The 21,957-nt window shown below is 68.9% G+C and carries 19 protein-coding genes; 13 read left to right on the plus strand and 6 right to left on the minus strand.

All coding sequences use genetic code 11. The features are described from left to right. Positions 1-162: 162 nt before the first annotated feature. The 3 genes from ctaD to M3330_RS19855 all read left to right on the plus strand — a co-directional run bounded on the left by ctaD (position 163) and on the right by M3330_RS19855 (position 4,160). Positions 163-1,923 carry a cytochrome c oxidase subunit I gene (ctaD, locus tag M3330_RS19845; protein ID WP_024101412.1) on the plus strand — a complete coding sequence of 587 codons (1,761 nt, stop codon included), beginning with the start codon at positions 163-165 and terminating at the stop codon, positions 1,921-1,923. Positions 1,924-2,095: 172 nt separating this feature from the next. Further along, positions 2,096-3,325: a phosphoserine phosphatase SerB gene (gene serB, locus M3330_RS19850; protein ID WP_255026063.1), complete on the plus strand. Its 1,230-nt coding sequence runs from the start codon at positions 2,096-2,098 to the stop codon at positions 3,323-3,325. Next, a complete protein-coding gene (locus M3330_RS19855; RefSeq protein ID WP_006554579.1) occupies positions 3,318-4,160 on the plus strand; it encodes a peptidyl-tRNA hydrolase in 843 nt (280 codons plus the stop codon). Before serB ends, M3330_RS19855 begins: the two co-directional genes overlap by 8 nt. Positions 4,161-4,187: 27 nt before the next feature. On the opposite strand, the gene glgX is transcribed toward M3330_RS19855, so the two are convergent. Then, a complete protein-coding gene (glgX, locus tag M3330_RS19860) occupies positions 4,188-6,320 on the minus strand; it encodes a glycogen debranching protein GlgX (RefSeq protein ID WP_094980280.1) in 2,133 nt (710 codons plus the stop codon). Positions 6,321-6,393: 73 nt separating this feature from the next. Here glgX and M3330_RS19865 point away from each other — a divergent pair, with 73 nt between their 5' ends. From M3330_RS19865 to M3330_RS19885, 5 genes are read left to right on the plus strand one after another with little or no spacing between them, the layout of a single operon-like run. Continuing rightward, a complete protein-coding gene (locus M3330_RS19865) occupies positions 6,394-7,224 on the plus strand; it encodes an ABC transporter ATP-binding protein (protein WP_006554577.1) in 831 nt (276 codons plus the stop codon). A 44-nt stretch (positions 7,225-7,268) separates the two neighbouring features. After that, a complete protein-coding gene (locus tag M3330_RS19870; RefSeq protein WP_006554576.1) occupies positions 7,269-8,102 on the plus strand; it encodes an NUDIX hydrolase in 834 nt (277 codons plus the stop codon). 10 nt (positions 8,103-8,112) lie between these two features. After that, a complete protein-coding gene (locus tag M3330_RS19875; protein WP_019288413.1) occupies positions 8,113-8,892 on the plus strand; it encodes an enoyl-CoA hydratase-related protein in 780 nt (259 codons plus the stop codon). Positions 8,893-8,945: 53 nt separating this feature from the next. Then, on the plus strand, positions 8,946-9,923 hold the full coding sequence (locus M3330_RS19880) for a class I SAM-dependent methyltransferase (protein WP_019288412.1): 978 nt from the start codon (positions 8,946-8,948) through the stop codon (positions 9,921-9,923). Next, on the plus strand, positions 9,924-11,081 hold the full coding sequence (locus tag M3330_RS19885) for a hypothetical protein (RefSeq protein ID WP_006554573.1): 1,158 nt from the start codon (positions 9,924-9,926) through the stop codon (positions 11,079-11,081). It begins immediately after the preceding gene. 24 nt (positions 11,082-11,105) lie between these two features. Here the strand turns inward: M3330_RS19885 and M3330_RS19890 are convergent, their stop codons facing one another. Next, complete coding sequence (locus tag M3330_RS19890; protein WP_230810309.1) at positions 11,106-12,422, minus strand: PQQ-binding-like beta-propeller repeat protein; 1,317 nt, start codon at positions 12,420-12,422, stop codon at positions 11,106-11,108. 93 nt (positions 12,423-12,515) lie between these two features. Between M3330_RS19890 and M3330_RS19895 the strand changes: the two genes are divergently transcribed. Both M3330_RS19895 and M3330_RS19900 read left to right on the plus strand, forming a co-directional pair. Then, positions 12,516-13,274, plus strand: a complete 759-nt coding sequence (locus M3330_RS19895; protein WP_033097730.1) for an acyltransferase — start codon at positions 12,516-12,518, stop codon at positions 13,272-13,274. 34 nt (positions 13,275-13,308) lie between these two features. Further along, positions 13,309-14,811 (plus strand): amidase, encoded by a 1,503-nt coding sequence (locus M3330_RS19900; RefSeq protein WP_033097731.1) that lies wholly within the window; start codon positions 13,309-13,311, stop codon positions 14,809-14,811. Positions 14,812-14,824: 13 nt separating this feature from the next. Here the strand turns inward: M3330_RS19900 and M3330_RS19905 are convergent, their stop codons facing one another. From M3330_RS19905 to M3330_RS19920, 4 genes are read right to left on the minus strand one after another with little or no spacing between them, the layout of a single operon-like run. Further along, positions 14,825-15,367, minus strand: a complete 543-nt coding sequence (locus M3330_RS19905) for a GNAT family N-acetyltransferase (RefSeq protein ID WP_255026067.1) — start codon at positions 15,365-15,367, stop codon at positions 14,825-14,827. Then, positions 15,364-16,611: a glycosyltransferase family 4 protein gene (locus M3330_RS19910; protein WP_006554568.1), complete on the minus strand. Its 1,248-nt coding sequence runs from the start codon at positions 16,609-16,611 to the stop codon at positions 15,364-15,366. Before M3330_RS19910 ends, M3330_RS19905 begins: the two co-directional genes overlap by 4 nt. Further along, entirely contained in the window at positions 16,608-18,128 is a 1,521-nt protein-coding gene (locus tag M3330_RS19915; protein ID WP_255028936.1) for a glycoside hydrolase family 57 protein, read from the minus strand. Before M3330_RS19915 ends, M3330_RS19910 begins: the two co-directional genes overlap by 4 nt. Before the next feature lie 26 nt (positions 18,129-18,154). Next, positions 18,155-18,955: a class I SAM-dependent methyltransferase gene (locus tag M3330_RS19920; protein WP_006554566.1), complete on the minus strand. Its 801-nt coding sequence runs from the start codon at positions 18,953-18,955 to the stop codon at positions 18,155-18,157. 223 nt (positions 18,956-19,178) lie between these two features. On the opposite strand from M3330_RS19920, the gene M3330_RS19925 reads away from it, so the two are divergent. The 3 genes from M3330_RS19925 to M3330_RS19935 all read left to right on the plus strand — a co-directional run bounded on the left by M3330_RS19925 (position 19,179) and on the right by M3330_RS19935 (position 21,945). Further along, complete coding sequence (locus tag M3330_RS19925; protein WP_006554565.1) at positions 19,179-19,964, plus strand: electron transfer flavoprotein subunit beta/FixA family protein; 786 nt, start codon at positions 19,179-19,181, stop codon at positions 19,962-19,964. Positions 19,965-20,009: 45 nt separating this feature from the next. Beyond that, positions 20,010-20,966, plus strand: a complete 957-nt coding sequence (locus tag M3330_RS19930) for an electron transfer flavoprotein subunit alpha/FixB family protein (RefSeq protein ID WP_006554564.1) — start codon at positions 20,010-20,012, stop codon at positions 20,964-20,966. A 148-nt stretch (positions 20,967-21,114) separates the two neighbouring features. Next, positions 21,115-21,945, plus strand: a complete 831-nt coding sequence (locus M3330_RS19935; RefSeq protein ID WP_006554562.1) for a GNAT family N-acetyltransferase — start codon at positions 21,115-21,117, stop codon at positions 21,943-21,945. Positions 21,946-21,957 lie beyond the last annotated feature (12 nt).

A 21,957-nucleotide genomic window follows, 5' to 3' on the forward strand; every position in this document is an offset into this window, starting at 1 on the left:
GATTGTGGTTGTCCGCTCCGCTCCAGGTAGCCTCGCGAGTCGAGTACGACAGTGAGTAGGACCCGGAGGGCGACCGTTTCGGGCAGGGTCTACGATTCGATGAGCGCAAGCCAGAGACCGTTCGCCTCCAGCCCGAGGTCGAGCGCGCATTCAGGAGGATTAGTGACTGCCGTAGCGCCCCAGCCAGTCCCAGAGATAGCTGCAGCAAGGCCGTACCCGCCGCGGCAGGGACCCAAGGGTTCGTTCATCTACAAGATGATCACGACCACAGATCCCAAGATGTTGGGGATCATGTACATGGTCACCTCGTTCGCCTTCTTCCTCATCGGCGGCCTGATGGCCCTGCTGATGCGCACCGAGCTCGCGGTCCCCGGCCTGCAGTTCCTGTCGAACGAGCAGTTCAACCAGCTGTTCACCATGCACGGCACGATCATGCTGCTGATGTACGCGACGCCGGTCGTGTTCGCCTTCGCGAACTACATCCTGCCGCTGCAGATCGGCGCCCCCGACGTCGCCTTCCCGCGCCTGAACGCCTTCAGCTACTGGCTGTACCTGTTCGGCGCGACGATCGTCATGCTCGGCTTCGTCACCCCCGGCGGTGCCGCGGACTTCGGTTGGACGGCGTACACGCCGCTCACCAGTGAGATCCACTCCCCGGGTGTCGGTGCCGACTTCTGGATCCTCGGCCTCGGCGTGATGGGTCTGGGCACCATCCTCGGTGGCGTCAACTTCATCACCACCGTGGTGTGCATGCGTGCACCGGGCATGACCATGTTCCGGATGCCGATCTTCACCTGGAACATCCTGATCACCAGCCTGCTGATCCTGCTCGTGTTCCCGCTGCTGACCGCCGCCTTCATGGGCCTGTTCGTCGACCGTCACCTCGGTGGCCACATCTACGACCCCGCCACCGGCGGTGTGCTCCTGTGGCAGCACCTGTTCTGGTTCTTCGGTCACCCCGAGGTGTACGTCATCGCGCTGCCGTTCTTCGGCATCGTCTCGGAGATCTTCCCGGTCTTCTCCCGCAAGCCGATCTTCGGTTACACCGGTCTTGTCTACGCCACGATGGCCATCGCGGCGCTGTCCATCGCCGTGTGGGCGCACCACATGTACGCCACCGGCGCCGTGCTGCTGCCGTACTTCTCGTTCATGACCTTCCTGATCGCCGTCCCGACCGGTGTGAAGTTCTTCAACTGGATCGGCACGCTGTGGAAGGGCCAGATCACCTTCGAATCGCCGATGCTGTTCTCGGTCGGCTTCATCGTGACCTTCCTCTTCGGTGGCCTGACCGGTGTCATCCTCGCGAGCCCGCCGCTGGACTTCCACCTGCACGACTCGTACTTCGTGGTCGCGCACTTCCACTACGTGCTCTTCGGCACCATCGTGTTCGCGACCTACGCCGGCATCTACTTCTGGTTCCCGAAGATGACCGGACGCATGCTCGACGAGCAGCTCGGCCGCTGGCACTTCTGGCTGACCTTCATCGGCTTCCACACCACCTTCCTGGTACAGCACTGGCTCGGTAACGAGGGCATGCCCCGTCGCTACGCCGACTACCTGCCGTCCGACGGGTTCACCACCCTGAACACGATCTCCACCATCGGTGCGTTCGTGCTCGGTGCCTCGACGCTGCCGTTCCTGTGGAACGTCTTCAAGAGCTACCGCTACGGCCAGGTCGTCACGGTCGACGACCCGTGGGGTTACGGCAACTCGCTCGAATGGGCCACCAGCTGCCCGCCCCCGCGGCACAACTTCACCGAGCTGCCGCGGATCCGCTCGGAGCGTCCCGCCTTCGAGCTGCACTACCCGCACATGGTCGAGAAGATGCGCGCCGAAGCGCACGTCGGCCCGGGCAGCGACAAGCACAACGTCAACGTCCTCGAGGGTGCCGACCGTACCCCCGGCGACCATCCGCGCGCCTGAGCGCAGATCGACGATCGACCGAAGCCCCACCCGTTCACCGGGTGGGGCTTCGGCCTTTCCGTGGGTCCGGACCCGCGAACGGGAGCGGCGGTTCGCCCTGCAACAATGAACGAGCGAGCCGGTACGCGCGTGCGTCCGTGTGTACCTCGACAGACAAGCGATCGGAGACGTAGTGGCGTCTGACAGCACGGTGCTGGTGACCGTGACCGGACCTGACCATCCCGGCGTGACCTCGGTGCTCTTCGCAGCGCTGACGCGGCACGACGTCGACCTCCTCGATGTGGAACAGGTCGTGATCCGTGGCCGGCTCACCCTCGGTGTCCTCCTCGTCTGCCCGACCGATGTCGAAGCGATGCAGGACGAGGTCGAGTCCGCGATGGCCACCATCGGCATGCACGCCGACGTCCAGATCGGTGCCGAGCGCGGCGCCCGCACCGTCTCGACCCACGCCGTCGTCGTGCTGGGCAGCCCGGTCAGTGCCAAGGCGCTGCGATCGGTGGGCCGCACCCTCGCGGCCCAGGGCGCGAACATCGATTCGATCCGCGGCATCGCCGACTACCCGCTCACCGGCCTCGAGCTGATGATCACCGCGCCCGACACCAGCGTCGAGGCCGACGCCGCGCTGCGGCACGCCCTCGTCGAACTCGCCGCGGTCCTCGACGTCGACATCGCGGTGGAGCGCGGCGGTCTCGCCCGTCGTTCCAAGCGCCTGATCGTCTTCGACGTCGACTCCACGCTCATCCAGGGCGAGGTCATCGAGATGCTCGCCGCGCACGCCGGTGTCGAGGACAAGGTCCGCGAGGTCACCGAGGCTGCGATGCGCGGTGAGATCGACTTCGCGCAGTCCCTCGAACAACGCGTCGCGACCCTCGCGGGTCTGCCGGCGACCGTCATCGACGAGGTCGCCGAGCAGCTCGAACTCACTCCCGGTGCCCGCACCACGATCCGGACGTTGCGTCGGCTCGGCTTCCGCTGCGGCGTCGTCTCGGGCGGCTTCCGCCAGGTGATCGACCCGCTCGCACACGAACTCGAACTCGACTTCGTCCGCGCCAACACGCTCGAGATCGTCGACGGCAAGCTCACCGGGCGAGTGGTCGGCGACATCGTCGACCGCGCCGCCAAGGCACGCGCCCTCCGCGAGTTCGCCGACGAGGCGGGCGTGCCGGTCGAGCAGACCGTCGCGGTCGGCGACGGTGCCAACGACATCGACATGCTCTCGGCCGCGGGCCTGGGCGTCGCGTTCAACGCCAAGCCGGCCTTGCGCGAGGTCGCCGACACCGCCCTGTCGTATCCCTACCTCGATGCGGTGCTCTTCGTCCTCGGCGTCACCCGCGAGGAGATCGAGGCGGCCGACCGCGTCGACGGAACCCTGCGCCGCGTCCCGATCGACGGCAGTGTCTGAGCTGGACCCCGACTTCGCGGACACGGCGCCCGAGCCGGTCTTCGAGGCCGCACCCGATCGGGTCTTCGACCCGGCCTCGGATCCGGGTTTCGCCGAGCGCCACGGCGTACTCACCCGCGGTTACGGGCACCGGCCCGACCCGGAGGATCCGGCGAAGGTGCAGGCGATGCCGATCGTGCTGCACATCCCCAAGGTCGATCCACCCGCCCGCAGTGCGGTGCTCGAAGCCGCCGCGATGGCCACCGTGGCACTGTGTTTCGACCCGCGGGTCGGTCCCGGCCCGGACGGCGAACCCGGTCCGTGGCAGGAACCCTTCCTCGCATGGAACGACGCGCGGATCCGGAAGGTCGCCCGCCGCGCCCGCGGAGCGCACTGGCGTGCCGCGCAGGACGTCGACGGAGTCACCGTCGACCACGCCGGTGCCCAGGCCCGGGCGTTCGTGCCCGGCCCGGTGGGGGAACTGGACCCGCGCATCTCCCGCCTGCAGATCGGTGGCACCGACCTGCCCCACGACGATCCGCCCCCACCGGCGGACGGCGTTCCGGTCCTCTGGGTGCAGAAGGACCTCGAGATGACCGTCGGCAAGGCGGCCGCGCAGGTCGGTCACGCCGCGATGCTGTTCGCGGGGGCACTGGACGTCGACACCGCACGCGCCTGGGCTTCCGACGGATTCCCGTGTGCCGTCCGCGATGCGGACGAGGCCACCTGGCGCGAGCTGCTCGCCCGCGTGGAAGCCGGCACGGCCGTCGCGGTCCGCGACGCGGGCTTCACCGAGGTGGCCCCGGGTTCGATCACCGTGATCGCGGTGCCCGGCACGGTCGACGAACGAGCCTGACCTCCACCGGCGTCGTGCCGCCGTGGATCATCCTTGCTCGATGGGTCCGTCGTCCGCGATCCAGAAGATCAGCACCGTCGGACCGTCGACCGGGTACGAACTTCCCACCCGCATCGGGGAGGTGTCCGCGGGCCTGCCGTCGGGGGCACTCGAATCGAAGACGCACACGATGTTGCCGCGATACCACTCGGGTCCGGCGAGGGTCACCGTGGCGGCGTCGCCCGAATGCAGAACGAACAGCCCGCTGCTGTCCTCGAGAGTGACGCCGGTGCGGGTCACGGTGCCGAGTTGCGAGCCGTCGACCCAGCCCTGCAGCGTGCGGCGACTGTCGTCCTGCCACGCATCCTCGTCGAGTTCGATCCCCTCGATGCCGAACCACACGAGATCGGGATAACCCACGGACCGGGCGCGGCCCTCGAAGAAGCGTCGCTGCCGCAGCACCGGGACGCGCGTGCGCAGGCGGAGCAGTTCGCGCACGTAATCCGTTCGCGCACGGTCGGCGTGCTCCCAGTCCAGCGGCCAGGCGTCGCGGACGGGGACGTCCTCGGGGACGCAGTAGGCGTTGTTGTTGCCGTTCTGCGTGTGCCCGAACTCGTCGCCGGCGAGCAGCATCGGTGTGCCCGTCGACAACAGCAGCGTCGCGAGCATCGCCCGGATGTGCCGGTCGCGGGCGGCGAGGATCTCCGGATCGTCGGTCGGCCCTTCGACCCCGTGGTTCACCGACTCGTTGTTGTTCGACCCGTCCCGGCCCTCCTCACCGTTCTCGTCGTTGTGCTTGCGCTCGTACGAGACCGCATCGGCGAGGGTGAAACCGTCGTGGGCGGTGACGAAGTTGACCGACATCCACGGCTGCCGGATGTTCCTGTCGTAGAGGTCCTCCGAACCGGTGAGCCGCGACGCCATCTCGCGGATCCCGGAACGTCCCGCCCAGTAGCGGCGGACCGTGTCGCGGTAGCGGTCGTTCCATTCGGCCCATTGCGCGCCGAAGTTCCCGAGCTGGTAACCGTGTGCGGTGGCGTCCCACGGTTCGGCGACGAGCTTGACGTCGCAGAGGACGGGATCGGTGACGATCGCGGTGAGCAGTGCCGCTCGCGGATCGAAGGCCCCACCGCGAGGACGGGCCAGCGCACTGGCGAGGTCGAAGCGGAAGCCGTCCACCCCCATCACGTCCGCCCAGTACCGGAGGCTGTCGCACACCATCCGCACGACGATCGGTGAGGACGCGTCGAGGGTGTTGCCGCACCCCGTCAGGTCGATGTCCCGTCCGTGCGCGTCGAGCAGGTAGTAGCCGGGCGCGTCGAGACCGCGCCAGGACAGACTCGGACCGTCGACCGATGCTTCGCACGTGTGGTTGTAGACGACGTCGAGCAGCACCTCGAGCCCGGCGCTGTGGAAGGCGTCGACCATCGTTCGGAACTCGGCGATCTCGTTGCCGGGCGTGACGGCGTAGGCGGGATGCGGCGCGAAGTACGAGGCGGTCGAATAGCCCCAGTGGTTGCGCATCCCCCGCGCACGCACCGATGGCTCGGTCACGAAGGCCTGCACGGGGAGCAGTTCGACCGTCGTCACTCCCAGCCCCACCAGGTGGTCGATCACCGACCGGTGGGCGAGTCCGAGATAGGTGCCGCGCAGTTCCGGCGGCACGAGCGGGTGACGGGCCGTGTACGAACCGACGTGCAGTTCGTAGACGACGGTGTTCTCCCACGGCACGCGGGGTTTGTCGTGCATGGGCGTCAGGACGGGGGTCACCACCGACAGAGGTGTGTGGCCGAGCGAGTCGGTGCTCGACATCGCACCGAACGGGTCACCCTGGTGGGGGATCAGCCGGTCCGGATCACCGACGTCGCCGACGATCCGGCGGGCCCACGGGTCGAGCAGGATCTTGTGCGGATTGGTACGCAACCCCCACTGCGGTTGCCACGGCCCGTAGGCGCGGTAGCCGTACCGTTGCCCGGCGCCGACGCCGGGGACCACCCCGTGCCAGACCCCGTAGGTGCGGTCGGGCAGGTCCACGCGGTGTTCGTTCCCGTCGTCGTCGACGAGGCAGACCTGGACGCGGTCGCTGTGCGGGGCGTGGACGGCGAAGCGTGTCCCACCGTCGACCGGGGTGGGGCCGAGCGGGAAGGCGGCCCGGTCGGGGAGCGCGACCGAGCCGGACACGACAGCAGATTCGGATGCGGAGGACGACACGGGAACCGATCCTGCCGCGTTTCGGGCTCGGGCGTAAGAGAAGATGGTCCGCGTGGCACAACCTGATCCCGATTTGCTCATCGAATTCGACGACGTAGTGGTCCGACGCGGCGGGAACGTCCTCGTCGGTCCCGTGACCTGGAAGGTGGAACTCGACGAACGTTGGGTGGTTCTCGGACCCAACGGGGCAGGAAAGACCTCGCTGCTGCGGGTCGCGGCAGCCGAGACGTTCCCCACCTCCGGCACCGCGCACGTCCTCGCGGAGACGTTCGGAAAGACGGATCTGTCCGAACTACGACCCCGGATCGGATTGTCCTCCGCGGCCCTGGCCAACCGGGTGCCGAACGACGAGAAGGTCACCGATCTCGTGCTCTCCGCGGGCTACGGCGTGCTGGGCCGGTGGCGCGAGCAGTACGACGACATCGACACGAGCCGCGCGGTGGAGATGCTCGAGAGCCTCGGCGCGGAACATCTCGCCGACCGTCTGTACGGGACGCTGTCGGAGGGCGAACGCAAGCGTGCGCTCATCGCCCGGGCGCTCATGACCGACCCCGAACTGCTGCTGCTCGACGAGCCCGCGGCCGGTCTGGACCTCGGCGGTCGCGAGGAACTCGTGGCCCGGCTCGGGACGCTCGCGGCCGACCCGGATGCCCCGGCGATCGTGCTCGTCACCCATCACGTGGAGGAGATCCCGCCGGGCTTCACGCACGCGCTGCTCCTGAAGGAGGGCGGTGTGGTCGCCCAGGGCCTGCTCGACGACGTGATCACCGCCGAGAACCTCAGCGCGGCGTTCAGTCAGTCCATCTCGCTCGACAAGGTCGACGACCGGTTCTTCGCCCGCCGCACCCGCCAGGCGGGACGGCACCGCCGGTGACTCCGGGTCGGGTGGTGCCGGGACCGATCGGTTAGGTTGAGGCCATGGCCAACAATCGCTCGGCATCCACCTTCGATCCCACCGCGGTACCCATCCGCGACGCGTCCACCGTGATGCTCGTGCGGGACTCTGCGCGCGGCGTCGAGGTGTTCCTGCAGCGTCGTGTCGTCGGCATGGACTTCGCCGGCGGCATGACCGTCTTCCCCGGCGGCGGTGTCGACACTTCCGACACCGACGCCGAGGTGCGGTGGACCGGACCGGACGTGACCTGGTGGGCCGAGCGGTTCGGTATCGGCGAGGCGCAGGCCCGTGCACTGGTGCTCGCGGCCGTGCGCGAGACCTTCGAGGAGTGTGGCGTGCTGCTCGCCGGACCCACCGAGGATTCGGTGGTGGCCGACACCGGTGACTACGCGGAGGCGCGTCGTCTGCTGGAAGCGCGCGAGTTGTCCTTCGGCGACTTCCTGGAGAAGGAACAGTTGGTGCTGCGCGCCGACCTGCTGCGTCCCCACGCGAACTGGATCACTCCGCTGGGGGAGCGGCGCCGCTACGATACGCGGTTCTTCGTCGCCGCGGTACCGGAAGGACAGCGGGCCGACGGCAACACCAGCGAGACCGATCTGGTGCAGTGGCAGACCGCGGAGGAGGCCCTCGCCGACTGGCGGTCGGGCCGGTGCATCCTGCTCCCGCCCACGTGGAGTCAGCTGTCGATCCTGTCGGGCTTCGCCACGGTCGCCGACCTCATGGCGGCGGATCCGGTCATCGAGCCGATCCTGCCGATCATCAGCCGTCGCGACGGGGCGGTCCACATCGCGTTCGACGGGGACGAGGCCTACTACGAGGTCGGTACTCATCCGTGGGCCCAGCGCTCCGACATCTAGGCTGAGGACCATGGCTGAATTCGTGACCCTCGACGTCTCCGACGGCATCGGCACCATCCGTCTCGACCGCCCTCCGATGAACGCGTTGAACCGGCAGCTCCAGGAGGAGATCCGGGCCGCTGCGCGCGAGGCGACCGTCCGGTCCGACGTGAAGTCGGTGATCGTCTACGGCGGCGAGAAGGTGTTCGCGGCCGGCGCCGACATCAAGGAGATGGCCGACCTGAGCTACGTGCAGATGAGCGAGATCGTCGGCGACCTGCAGTCGGCCCTCGGGTCGATCGCCGACATCCCCAAGCCCACCGTCGCCGCGATCACCGGCTACGCCCTCGGTGGTGGCCTCGAACTCGCCCTCGGCGCCGACCGGCGCATCGTCGGCGACAACGTCAAGCTCGGCACGCCCGAGATCCTGCTGGGCATCATCCCCGGTGGCGGCGGCACCCAGCGACTGGCTCGGCTCGTCGGCCCGGCGAAGGCGAAGGATCTCGTCTTCACCGGTCGTTTCGTCGGCGCCGACGAAGCCCTGTCGATCGGTCTGGTCGACGAGGTCGTCGCCCCCGACGACGTCTACGAGGCTGCGCGTCGCTGGGCCGGGCAGTTCACCGGCGCCGCCTCGCGCGCGCTCGCCGCCGCGAAGGCCGCGATCGACCAGGGCCTCGACACCGATCTGGATACGGGTCTGAAGATCGAACAGCACGTCTTCGCCGCGCTGTTCGCCACGAAGGACCGCACCATCGGCCTCGAATCGTTCATCGAGAACGGGCCGGGCAAGGCGAAGTTCGTCGGCGAGTGATGCCGACCGGCACCTGCACTTGTCCACAGCTTACCGATGAGTAGGATCACCGCATGACTGCCAGCAGGACCGACGGGGTCGACCCCGCGCCGAATCCGCACGCCACTGCCGAAGAGGTCGCAGCCGCGCTCGAGGACACCAAGCTAGCCCAGGTGCTCTACCACGACTGGGAAGCCGAGACGTACGACGAGAAATGGTCCATCTCGTACGACGAGCGGTGCATCGACTACGCCAAGGGGCGGTTCGTCGCCGCGGCCGGCGATCAGCCGCTGCCCTACGAGCGCGCACTCGAACTCGGCTGCGGCACGGGCTTCTTCCTCCTCAACCTCATGCAGGGTGGGGTCGCGAAGACCGGTTCGGTGACCGACCTGTCGCCCGGCATGGTGAAGGTCGCGCTCCGCAACGCCGAGAATCTCGGCCTCGACGTCGACGGCCGCGTTGCCGACGCCGAGACCATTCCGTACGACGACGACACCTTCGACCTCGTGGTCGGCCATGCCGTGCTGCACCACATCCCGGACGTCGAGCAGTCGCTGCGCGAGGTGCTGCGCGTGCTCAAGCCCGGCGGCCGTTTCGTCTTCGCCGGTGAGCCCAGCACGATCGGCAACTTCTACGCCCGCATGCTCGGCCGGGTCACGTGGGAGGCCACCACCAACATCACCAAGTTGCCTTTCCTGCGCGACTGGCGTCGTCCGCAGACCGAGCTCGACGAGTCCTCCCGCGCGGCCGCCCTCGAGGCCGTCGTCGATCTGCACACCTTCGATCCTTCCGATCTCGAGAAGCTGGCCTCCTCGGCCGGAGCCGTCGAGGTCAAGGCGTCGAGCGAGGAGTTCGCCGCGGCCCTGCTCGGCTGGCCGGTGCGCACCTTCGAGGCCGCCGTCCCGCAGGAGAAGCTGGGCTGGAACTGGGCGAAGTTCGCCTTCGGTGGCTGGAAGGCGCTGAGCTGGGTCGACGAGAACATCCTCGAGCACGTCGTGCCCCGTAGCTTCTTCTACAACGTCATGATCACCGGTGTGAAGCCCGGCAAGTAGTTGGGTTACGACTTCACCCTCGCCGACGTCGAGTACCTGACGTCGGACGACGGCCGCGACGCTCTCGCGAGCGTCGCCGACCGGGAGCTGTCGACGCGTACGCGCCTCGCCGACATCGGCTGGGCGCGTACGCGTTTCGGCGATCGTGCCGGAATGCTGGTCGAAACCGTCATCCTGCGGCGCAAGACGGAGGCGAAGATCGCCGGCGGCGGCGAGTGGGTGCTCACCGACGACGCTCTGCAGCAGTCCACGCCCACGCGCGTCGCGGCCCACCGCGCGAAGCGGTTGCGAGGGCGCACAGTGCACGACGTGACGTGTTCGATCGGCGCCGAGCTCACTGAACTCGTCGGGGTCGCCGAGACCGTGATCGGCAGCGATCTCGACGACGTGCGGCTGGCGATGGCCGCGCACAACGTCCCCGGGGCGTACCTCCTGCGCGCCGACGCCCTGCGTCCGGTCACGCGAGGCACCACCGTCATCGCCGATCCCGCACGCCGTTCGGGCGGGCGACGGACCCACGATCCGGCCGCGCTGCAACCACCGCTGCCCGATCTCCTCGACGCCTACGCGGGCCGCGATCTCGCCGTGAAGTGCGCACCGGGACTGGACTTCGACTCGTTCGACTGGGCCGGTGAGGTCGAGGTCGTCTCGCTCGACGGTGGAGTCCGCGAAGCGTGCCTGTACTCGCCGGGATTGAGCACTCCCGGCGTGCGCCGACGGGCTGCAGTACTGCGTTCGGACGGAACCGGTTTCGAGATCACCGACGCCGCGGACGACGACATTCCGGAACGGGAGCCGGGGGAGTGGATCGTCGACCCCGACGGCGCGATCGTGCGCGCCGGTCTCGTCCGCCACTACGCGGCAGCCCACGGACTGTGGCAACTCGACCCGCGGATCGCCTATCTCACCGGCGACAGCCTGCCCGACGGAGTACGGGGTTTCCGGATCGTCGAGCGTCTCAAGTACAGCGAGAAGACACTCCGTCAGGCGCTCGCCCGCCACGACTGCGGCGCGGTCGAGATCCTCGTGCGCGGCGTCGACGTCGACCCGGCGGTATTGCGTCCGCGCCTGAAACTGCGCGGGTCGGCCTCGCTCAGCGTGGTGCTCACCCGCATCGGCCGGACGCCGGAAGCCTTCGTCTGCACGCCGTCGCGCTGACCGCCCTCACACGGGCGGCCGTCCTCACACGGACTGCGGTTCGCGCAGCACCACCACGTCCCCGTCGAGGGTCGTGATCACGAACTCCCCGCCCGGGCCGACGCCGGTGCCGACCGGCAGTCCGGTGGCGGGATCGAGGGGTTCCTCCTCCATCGTCGCTCCGTCCGCGAGATCGAGCACCGCCGCTGCGAGACCCCGATCGCCGTCGACGACCACATAGGCCCGGCCGTCGGCGGTCACCGCCGGCGCACCGTACGGAGTCACGTCCGCCCGCTCCCACTCGACTTCGACGCTGTCGCCGCCGTCGCGCAGGGCCGTCAGCGGGGCGCTGCCGTCGGCCGACGCGAGGAGCAGCAGTCCGTCCTCGGTGACGGCGGGACCGAGCGCCGTGGGACGGCCGGTCTCGTGGGTCCATCGCGCTTCGCCTGTCTCGGCGTCGAGCGCCCACAGGGCACCCTCCCCGTCGTGGACGTAGACGGTCGAACCGTCAGCAGACAGAACCGGACTCGTCACCGCACCTCCGGGGAGGTCGGCTACCGACCACTCCTCGATGACCACGGCGTCGTCACCGGCCGTGTAGCGCAGCGCCACGAGCGCCGACCTGTCCGAACCCGGACGCCACACGGTGACGAAGACACGGTCGGTGGCGGTGTCGACGGCCGGGGTGGTGGCGACCGGGCAGTCCTCCGAGCCCCCGAAGCAGGCGGGGAGGCCGTGATCACTCGCGAGTCGCGGCAGGTTCTGCCCGTCCTCGAGGGTCGGCACCGGCACCAGATCGAACAGCGGTGCCTCGAGTTGTCCCGTCTGCGGGTCGACGACGTTGACCTGACCGAAATGCGTGACCACCAACAGGCTTCCGTCGGAGGTGAACTGTGCGCTGCGGGGGCTGCCGCTCACGGGAATGCGCCAGCGACGCTGGCCGTGCTCGTTGAACGACAGCAGTCCGCCGTCCTCACCGACGTAGATGTTCGCGACGCCGTCGGAGACGGGGGTGATCGTCGTGACGGCCGGGGCGAGACGCGTGCACCAGCGCTTGCGGCCCGTGTCCATCTGGAAGGAGAACAGATTGCATCCGGCCTCCGTCGCGGCCGCCACCGAGACCTGGCCGTTGGCCGCGATCCCGGCGGGGGAGCCGACCGGGCCGCCCAGCGGACGCGTCCAGCCGGGCGCGAGGTCGTCGACGCTCTCGGCGGTCGCGGTGTTGCTGTTGCGGGCATCGGAGTGCCGTCCCGGCCAGCCACCGCTCGACAACACGTCGTCGGTGCCGGCCCCACCGCCGCACGCGCTCAGCGCGAAGACCACCGTCAGCGCCGGGACCGCGGTCCGCAGGACACCCCGCATCACTCAACTCCTCCACAGGCGAACGATTCGACGTGTCAGCGTATCGGGCCGGGGGTCGTGAGCCGCGAACGAGGCGGACCGTAGGCTGCCCCTATGACGAGCATGTGGGGTGCACCTCTGACGGCGAGGTGGCGCGGGTCCCGTCGGAGGGATCCCGAACAGGTACGATTCCTGACGCTGTCCTCTCTGAAATGGGTGCTGGACAACAAGGCGTACACGCCCTGGTACCTGGTCCGGTACTACCGCCTGGCGAAGTTCCGGCTGGCCAATCCGCACGTGGTGCTGCGCGGCATGGTCTTCCTGGGCAAGAACGTCGAGATCCACGCGACGCCCGAACTGTCGCGCCTCGAGATCGGCCGCTGGGTCCACATCGGCGACGGCAACGCCATCCGCTGCCACGAGGGTTCGCTCCGGATCGGCGACAAGGTCGTCTTCGGCAAGGACAACGTCGTCAACACCTATCTCGACATCGAGATCGGCGCGTCGACGCTGGTCGCAGACTGGTGCTACATCTGCGACTTCGACCACCGCACCGAGGACATCACCTACCCGATCAAGGACCAGGGCATCGTCAAGAGCCCCGTCCGGATCGGTCCGGACACCTGGATCGCCGCGAAGGTCACCGTGCTCCGCGGCACCCGGGTCGGCCGCGGTTCGGTGCTCGGAGCGCACGCGGTCGTCAAGGGAGACATCCCCGATTTCAGTATCGCGGTGGGTTCGCCCGCCAAGGTCGTGAAGAACCGTAAGGTGGCGTGGGAGAGCGCCGCTGCCGAGCGTGCCGCCCGGGAAGCGGCGCTCGCAGATATCGCACGGAAGAAGTCGGTAGACACGCCCGCGGGCGTCCCCCAGTAGCGACGCGGGCCGGGACACTGTCGGGGGACAGCAGATGGACTACTCGGAGTATCGGAGTCACGACGCGACCGGCCTGGCCGAACTCGTCGCGACGGGGCAGGTATCGGCGAGCGAGTTGCTCGAGACCGCGATCGCGCGGCTCGACACGGTCGAACCGACACTGAACACCGTCGTCCGCAGGCTCGACGACAAGGCCCGGGTCCTGGCACGCGAACCGCTCGACGGTCCGTTCGCCGGGGTGCCGTTCCTGCTCAAGGATCTGGGGCAGGATCTGGCCGGTGAGCCGACCTCGTGCGGGTCCCGTGTCCTCGCGGACCTGCCGATGGACGAGAACTCGGTGATCGTCGACCGGTGGCTCGGAGCCGGCCTGGTCCCGTTCGCCAAGACCAACACCCCCGAGTTCGGGGCGAAGGGCATCACCGAGCCCGAGGCGTTCGGGGCCACCCGAAACCCGTGGGATCCGTCGGTGACGCCGGGCGGGTCATCGGGTGGTTCCGCCGCGGCGGTCGCGGCCGGCGTCGTTCCCGCGGCGGGAGCGAGCGACGGCGGCGGCTCCATCCGCATTCCCGCCGCCTGCTGCGGGCTCCTCGGGCTCAAGCCCGGACGCGGACTCGTGCCCACCGGTATGCGCGGCGGGGAACCGCTGCACGGCGCGGCTACCAACGGGGTGATCTGCCGGACGGTGCGCGACGCCGCTGCCTTCCTCGACGTCATGGCGGGCCCGTACGCGGGTGGGCCGTATCTCGTCGAGCGTGCCCGGTCGTACGCGGAGGCCGCGCGCTCGGCGCCGAAGCGGTTGCGGATCGGATACGAGACCGCGTCACCGATCGGGACGCCGGTCGATCCGGAGGCGAAGGCCGCGGTGGACGCTGCCGTCGCGGTGCTCGAGGAACTCGGCCATCACGTCGAACCCGCCTCGACGGGTATCGACGAACGGCGTCTCGCAGAGGACTTCCTCATCATGTGGTTCGCCACGGCTGCCGCGGAGGTCGCCGAGGCCTGCCGCCTCACCGGAGCACGACCCGAGGACTTCGAGTTCGACACCCGCATCATCGCCGCCGTGGGCAAGGCGACCTCGGCGTCGGACTACATTGCGGCCCATGCCCGCTGGGCCGAGTACGCGAGCGGTCTCGCGCAGTTCCACGAACGCTACGATCTGCTGCTCACGCCGACACTCGCCTTCCCGCCGTCGCGCATCGGCGAACTCGACACGCCCCGCTGGATGCGGCGTGCCGGCGAGGCGCTCCTGCGTACCCGCACCGCGTGGATCGCGACCCGGGCCGGTTTCATCGACCGGGTGGTGGACGACAATCTGGGGCGCACCCCCTACACGCAGCTGGCCAATATCACCGGGCGCCCGGCGATCTCGGTGCCGTTGCACTGGACGGTGTCCGGTCTGCCGCTCGGGGTGCAGTTCGTCGGCCCACTCGGTGGGGAGAGTGTGCTCCTCGCCCTCGCAGGCGAACTCGAACAGGCCCGGCCGTGGTTCGATCGGCAGCCGCCGCTCGCTCCGGCCGAGTTGTCCGCTACCTCGTGAGTCGAAGGTCGACTCAGGGTCGGCCCAGTGGCTTCCGGTAGACGACCGTTTCACATAGGACCGCAAGAGCCGGAACGAGTTCCGGATGGCGCGTATCGAGCGGCGCGGGCTCCTCCGGCACGTACCCGAGCCGGGTGTAGAGCCGGTCGAGGAACACCTTGGACTCGTGTGAGGTGTCGCGCGGACGGATCACCTCGAGTTGCATTGCCTCGAAACCTCGCTCGGCGAACTCCGTCTCGACGGTGTCGATCAGGACGCGGCCGACGCCTGTGCCGCGGACCTTCGGGTCGGAGGCGAGCATCCCGAACTCGGCCGTCGTCGCGTCGACCGGGGTCACGCGGATACAGCCGACCACCCGGCCGTGCGAGCGGGCGATGCGAATGCTGCCCTCCCGCGCATATCGGGTGATCTCGTCCGTGTCGGTCCGTGTGGTGCCCGGTACCCACATGCCGTCCTCGGCCACCGCGTAGACCGCGTTGAGCAGTGCGGTGACGGCGACGATATCGGATTCGTGCGGTGCCAGGCGCCCGATTTGGAGCGTGTGCTGCTCGTTCATCCGCGGTCCGGGAGGGGACGTTGGGGGACAGTGGGGCGTGCGAGCGGGTGACGCACCCGCCGCTTCGCCGACGAGTAGACCTGCGCGGTTTCTTCGGCGACGCGGCGCCAGTCGAAGTCGTCGGTCAGTCGTGCCCGGGCCGCCCGCGCGCGCACTCGGGCGGCCTCGGGATCGTCGAGGGTTTCCCGGACGGCCGAGACGAGTCCGGCCACGTCGCCGGGCCGGAACGACAGTCCGGTCACGCCGTCGACCACGGCTTCGCCCAGGCCGCCGGCGGTGGACGCGATGAGCGGGGTACCCGCTGCGGCGGCCTCGAGGGCGATGATGCCGAACGGCTCGTAGCGGCTCGGCAGCACGATCGCGTCGGCGCCGTGCAGCCAGCCGAGCAGTTCGGTGTGGTCGAGGTTGCCGAGGAAACTCACCGAGCGTGCGACGCGGTGTACGCGTGCCTGCTCGCGCAGCCACTCGAACTGGGTGCCCTCACCGGCGACCACGAGGGTCGTGCCGGGATGCGAGCGGCGGATGCGGGGGAGCGCGGCGATCGCGTCCTGCACACCCTTCTCGTATTCGAGGCGGCCGACGTACAGCAGTCGTGCCGGCCCGGGACGCGGTTCGCGGTCGCGGTACGACCAGGTGGTGATGTCGATGCCGTTGCGGATCACGGAGATCTCCGGCAGGTCCGGACCGTACAACTCGGTGACCTCGTCGTGCATCGACGCCGAACACGTGATGAGACGGTCGGATTCGTTGGCGAGCCACCACTCGACGGAATGCACCTGGCGGTTGATCCGGCCCGACAGCCAACCGCTGTGGCGACCGGCCTCGGTCGCGTGCAGGGTCGACACGAGCGGCACGTCGAAGTACTCGGCCAGCGCGATCGCGGGGTGGGCGACGAGCCAGTCGTGGGCGTGGACGACGTCCGGATACCAACCTTCGCCGATGCCGCCGCGGGTCAGCCCGATCCCGGCGCGGACCATCGCGTGGCCCATCGCCAGCGTCCAGGCGATCATGTCCTCGCCGAAGTCGAAGTGGGGTGCGTCCTCCGCGACCGCCACCACGAGCACGCCGTCGGCGATGTGGCTGATCGTGGGGTGGGTCGACGCATCGGTGCCGGTCGGGCGACGTGACAGCACCACCACCTCGTTGCCCGCCGCGGCGAGTTCGGTGGCGAGATGATGGACGTGTCTGCCCAGGCCGCCAACGACGACGGGTGGGTACTCCCATGAGACGAGCAGAATCTTCATCGCGGGCCTCCGTGGCGTCCGGGCAGTCGTCGGGCGTCGAGTCCTGGGAAGAGATTGTCGGCGCGGTTCCATCCGTCGGCCAGACGCCGTGCCGTCTCGGTGCGTCCGGAGTCGACCGCCTCGGCGATCTCACGCAGGGCGTGGGCGTGTTTGTGCGCGCGGTCGCGGGCATAGGCGGCGGCGGTGTCCTTGCTGACCATGAACGCCCAGTCGCTGGAGACCGTCAGCAGCGCTTCGCGCACCATCTGGTCGTGCACGCGGTTGCGGAGCGCGACCGACGACGTGCTCTGCTCGCGGGACTTGTCGATGCTGTCGAGGGTCGTGCGCACCACCTCGTCGTTGAGACGCACGAGATCGGCGACCTGGTCGCCGGCCCAGACCCGCCAGTCCTTGCCCGAACCCCACGACGAATTCTCGAGATCGACGGAGGCGCCGACGTATCCGCGGTTGCGGGCATCGGCGAGGGTTCCCACCTCGATGCCCGCCTCGGGAAGCGCGCGGAGCAGTCGTTCGAGGAAGATCGGACCTTCGAACCACCAGTGGCCGAACAGTTCCGTGTCGAAGGCCGCGACGACGAGTGCGTCCCGGCCGATGCGGCCGGATTCGCTGCGCAATCGCTGCCGGACGGTCTCGACGAAGTCGGCGACGTGCCGGTCGACGGCGTGCGACGCGAGTTCGGGATCGTAGGGCGCCTTCTCGTGCGAGGGCACCGTGCGGCCCGTGACGCGGGACGGTTTGAGTCCGGTGTCGTGGCAGTAGGTGTGGAAGTCGCGGTAGGCGGAGTGGCCGGGATAGCCGGACTTCGGCGACCACACCCGGTACGAGACCTGCAGGTCGCGGCCGAAACACACGACGTCCGAGTCGCGGACCGTGCGGCCGAGCGAGGTGTCGCCGCGCAGCGCAGGACCGTCGACCATGAAGTGCTCGACTCCCGCTGCGGCGTAATCGTTCTCCATGCCCGGCGTGTAACCGCATTCCGGGCCCCAGATGCCGCGGGGGCGATGGTTCCAGCGGGCGTGCGCGTCGGCGAGACCTTCGGACAACGAGAAGGTGCGCAGTCGCGGGTCGAGGAGGGGCTGGAACGGATGGGCGAGAGGCCCACCGAGCAGTTCGATCGCGTCGGCGTCGATCAGCTGCCGCACGACGGGGGATCCGCCGTGGCGCCATTGGGTTTCGAAGTCCTCCAGTGCCGCGGTGGCGGCGCGGTGCTCGCGGGCGCCGAGTGCGCGGTAGGACTCCTCCCGCATGCCGGCCGCCTCGTGCGCGCGCAGTTGCCAGTTGCCGAGCCAGTGGTGCATCCCGGCGAGGCAGTGCGGGTCGTCGAGTTGCGCGGCCAGTACCGGGGTGATGCCGAGTGTGAGCATCCGGGTTCGGCCTTCGGCGGCGAGCCGCCGCAGCACGTCGGTGACGGGCAGATAGGTCGCTGCCCACGACTGGTAGAGCCATTCCTCGCCGACGGGCCACCGGCCGTGGTGGGCGAGCCACGGGAGGTGGGAGTGGAGGACGAGCGCGAACATCCCGGGTTCGCGGGACGATGCGGCACTCACGGAGCGGTGTCCTTCGCTGCGGGGTCCTTCACGGCGATCGCGACCAGATCGAGGCTCGCATCGATGTTCTCGGGGACGATGGCGAAGTCGTCGGTGGAGACCATCGCGACGTCGGCGGTGAGATCGTCCGGCCACGGCTGCCCGGCGAGGGCGCGCTCGATCTGGGCGTCGATGAACGATCCGCCGTGCTTGGCATCGAGTGCGCGCAGCGTGGGGCCGTGGTGCACGCCGGTCATGAGTTCGACGCGGAAGCCGGCGTCCTCGAGCAGTTCGGTCAGTTCGGCGGCGTTCAGCTCACGGGTGTGGAAGGGGTTGAGCGGGGTGTCGCGGCCGGGGGAGAAGGTGATCCGGTTGGGAGTACTGATGAGCAATTCGCCGCCGGGGGTGAGAACGCGGTGACATTCGCGTAGGAACTGTGTCTGATCCCACAAATGCTCGATCACCTGGAAGTTCACGACCGTATCGACCGATTCGTCCTCGAGGGGAAGTTCGGCGAGGTTTCCGTGCCGGATGTCCACGCGGGGGTAGCGCGCGCGGATGTGTGCGACGGCGCTCTCGTCGTAGTCGAGGCCGATCACGCGCGTCGCCACATCGGCGATCATGTCGGCCCCGTAGCCTTCGCCGGCGCCGGCCTCGAGCACGGCCCGGTTCACGCAACGGGGGAGAAAGTTCTGGTAGACGACCTCGTGACGTCGGAACCAATAGTTCTCCTCGGCGATGCCGGGGACCGTCCGTTCGCCGGTGAGGGGGAGGGCGTGCGCGTCATCGGCGCGGGCGGGGGTGTCGCTCACCGCCACGACATTAGACCTCTCCCCGGAGGGGTGGTCTCCGGTGTTCCAGATCACAGGTTTCGTCGTCCTTCCGTACGGCTATGGTGAACCGGGAATCCCGTCAAGTTACTGACTGGTAACTTAGCGGCTGATAATCTATCGCACACGCCGTGCGAAAGACACGAGTGCTCGGTTCAGGCAGCGCCTTGCCGACCAAAGGCAGCTACACACAGGAGGTCGACGCAGACCCATGACGAACATCGTCGTTTTGATCAAGCAGGTCCCCGACACGTGGTCCGAGCGCAAGCTCAGCGACGGCGACTACACGCTCGACCGTGAGGCCGCCGACGCCGTGCTCGACGAGATCAACGAGCGCGCCGTCGAGGAAGCTCTGCTCATCAAGGAGCGCGACGGCGGTGAGGTCACCGTTCTGACCGCCGGCCCGGACCGCGCCACCGACGCCATCCGCAAGGCGCTGTCCATGGGCGCCGACAAGGCGATCCACCTCAACGATCCCGCCATGCACGGCTCCGACTCGATCCAGACCGCGTACGCGATCGCCGCTGCGCTCGGCCAGATCGAGGGTGTCGAGCTGGTCATCGCCGGTAACGAGGCCACCGACGGTCGCGTGGGCGCCGTGCCCGCGATCATCGCCGAGTACCTGGGCCTGCCTCACCTGACGCACCTGCGCAAGCTCACGATCGCGGACGGCAAGGCCGCCGGCGAGCGCGAGACCGACGAGGGCGTCTTCGGCATCGAGGCTCCGCTCCCCGCCATCGTCTCGGTCACCGAGAAGATCAACGAGCCCCGCTTCCCCTCCTTCAAGGGCATCATGGCCGCGAAGAAGAAGGAAGTTCAGACCCTCACCCTCGCCGACATCGGTCTCGATCCCGAGATCTTCGGTGTTGCGAACGCTGCGTCCACCGTCACCGGTGTGACTCCGAAGCCCCCGCGCACCGCGGGTGAGCGCGTCACCGACGAGGGCGACGGCGGCAGCAAGATCGCTCAGTACCTGGTCGGCCAGAAGATCATCTGATCGCGCCCCGCGACAACATCTGACATATCTAGGAGAGAAGTAGTAATGGCAGAAGTACTCGTGCTCGTCGAGCATGCCGAGGGCGCGCTCAAGAAGGTCAGCACCGAACTCATCACCGCCGCGCGTGTGCTCGGCGAGCCCTCCGCCGTCGTCGCAGGTGCCCCCGGCACCGCCGACGCGCTGCAGGACGCCCTCGCCGCCGCCGGTGCGGTCAAGGTCTACGCCGCCGAGTCCGAAGACGTCGACAACTACCTGGTGACCCCGAAGGTCGACGTCCTCGCGTCGCTCGTCGAGTCCACCAGCCCCGCCGCCGTCATCACCGCCGCGTCCGTCGAAGGCAAGGAGGTGTCGGGCCGCCTCGCCGCCCGCATCGGCTCCGGTCTGCTCGTCGATGTCGTCGACGTCAAGGCCGACGGCTCCGCCGTGCACTCGATCTTCGGTGGCGCGTTCACCGTCGACGCCAAGGCCAACGGTGAGGTCCCCGTGATCTCCATCCGCCCGGGCGCCATCGAGGCCAAGCCCGAGGCTGCCGCCGCCGAGCGTGTGGCCGTCGAGGTTCCGGCCCAGGAAGAGAACGCCGTGAAGATCGTCTCGCGCGATCCGATCGTCGGCGGCGACCGTCCGGAGCTGACCGAGGCGTCGATCGTCGTCTCCGGTGGCCGCGGTGTCGGTTCGGCCGACAAGTTCTCCGTCGTCGAGGAGCTCGCCGACTCGCTCGGTGCCGCCGTCGGTGCTTCCCGCGCCGCCGTCGACTCGGGCTACTACCCGGGCCAGTTCCAGGTCGGTCAGACCGGTAAGACGGTCTCCCCGCAGCTGTACGTCGCGCTCGGCATCTCCGGCGCCATCCAGCACCGCGCCGGCATGCAGACGTCGAAGACCATCGTCGCCGTCAACAAGGACGAAGAGGCCCCGATTTTCGAGATCGCGGACTACGGCGTCGTCGGCGACCTGTTCAACGTCGCTCCGCAGCTGACCGAGGAGGTCAAGAAGCACAAGGGCTGATCCGCTCCGGCAGATCGATCCCTGCGCGGCCCCGCTCCTTCGAAAGGAGCGGGGCCGCGTGCATTCTGCGGGAGTGTTCATCGGCGATGCATCGCCGCGACACCCCGTCGCCGCCGGCGCGCCTCCCACGGTCGTTACACCTTGGGGCATGACCACATCGCCGGTGCTGTACCGCCCGAGTGGGTTCACCGCTCCCGTCCTGTCCGGCCCCCGCTACTCCCTCGTCGTGTCGACGGAAGCGTCGGATCGCCTGGCTGCGCAACGCCTTCGGTACCGGGTTTTCTCCGGTGAACCCGGCTTCCGGATCCCCGATGCGGGGGGCGGATCCGACGCCGACCGGTTCGACGAGTTCTGCGACCACGTGCTGGTGCGCGATCGGGTCACCGACGACGTCGTCGGCTGTTACCGGATGCTGCCGCCCGAAGCCGCCCGCGAGGCCGGTGGGTACTACACCGCCACCGAATTCGATCTCTCCGCACTCGACCCACACGGGCGCGGCCTGGTGGAGATGGGCAGGGCCTGCGTCGATCCAGCCCACCGTTCCGGATCGGTCCTCACCCTGATGTGGGCCGGCATCCTGCACTATCTCGAGGCGACCGGACACAACGAGGTCGTCGGATGCGTCTCGGTGCCCATGCGCACGACGCCCGACGAACCCGAGGCGTCGAACGTTCGGGCCGTGCGCGACCTGCTGCTCGAACGACACGCCGTCGAACCCGCAGCGCGGGTCCGACCGCTGAATCCCGTGATGGTCGAAGGCCACCCGCTCGACGAGATCGCTCCGTTGCCGCGTCCCGTGGTCCCGCCGCTCCTGCGCGGATACCTGCGGCTCGGTGCCCGGATCTGTGGTGAACCGGCCCACGATCCGGACTTCGGGGTCGCCGACTTCGTCGCGATACTAGCCGTGGACCGGGCGGACACCCGCTATCTCGCCCGCCTGCGCGCGGCCGCCGAGCGTGCCGAGCGGGGGTCGCGGTGACTCGGGTCGGTA

This window comes from Rhodococcus sp. GA1 (assembly GCF_024321955.1).
Taxonomy (GTDB): domain Bacteria; phylum Actinomycetota; class Actinomycetes; order Mycobacteriales; family Mycobacteriaceae; genus Rhodococcus; species Rhodococcus pyridinivorans.

Coding starts and splice junctions, on each gene's coding strand:
- M3330_RS19865 (WP_006554577.1), top strand. CDS start 6,394: ATGGTCCGCGTGGCACAACCTGATCCCGATTTGCTCATCGAATTCGAC.
- M3330_RS19870 (WP_006554576.1), top strand. CDS start 7,269: ATGGCCAACAATCGCTCGGCATCCACCTTCGATCCCACCGCGGTACCC.
- M3330_RS19875 (WP_019288413.1), top strand. CDS start 8,113: ATGGCTGAATTCGTGACCCTCGACGTCTCCGACGGCATCGGCACCATC.
- M3330_RS19880 (WP_019288412.1), top strand. CDS start 8,946: ATGACTGCCAGCAGGACCGACGGGGTCGACCCCGCGCCGAATCCGCAC.
- M3330_RS19890 (WP_230810309.1), bottom strand. CDS start 12,422: ATGCGGGGTGTCCTGCGGACCGCGGTCCCGGCGCTGACGGTGGTCTTC.
- M3330_RS19895 (WP_033097730.1), top strand. CDS start 12,516: ATGACGAGCATGTGGGGTGCACCTCTGACGGCGAGGTGGCGCGGGTCC.
- M3330_RS19900 (WP_033097731.1), top strand. CDS start 13,309: ATGGACTACTCGGAGTATCGGAGTCACGACGCGACCGGCCTGGCCGAA.
- M3330_RS19905 (WP_255026067.1), bottom strand. CDS start 15,367: ATGAACGAGCAGCACACGCTCCAAATCGGGCGCCTGGCACCGCACGAA.
- M3330_RS19910 (WP_006554568.1), bottom strand. CDS start 16,611: ATGAAGATTCTGCTCGTCTCATGGGAGTACCCACCCGTCGTCGTTGGC.
- M3330_RS19915 (WP_255028936.1), bottom strand. CDS start 18,128: ATGTTCGCGCTCGTCCTCCACTCCCACCTCCCGTGGCTCGCCCACCAC.
- M3330_RS19925 (WP_006554565.1), top strand. CDS start 19,179: ATGACGAACATCGTCGTTTTGATCAAGCAGGTCCCCGACACGTGGTCC.
- M3330_RS19930 (WP_006554564.1), top strand. CDS start 20,010: ATGGCAGAAGTACTCGTGCTCGTCGAGCATGCCGAGGGCGCGCTCAAG.
- M3330_RS19935 (WP_006554562.1), top strand. CDS start 21,115: ATGACCACATCGCCGGTGCTGTACCGCCCGAGTGGGTTCACCGCTCCC.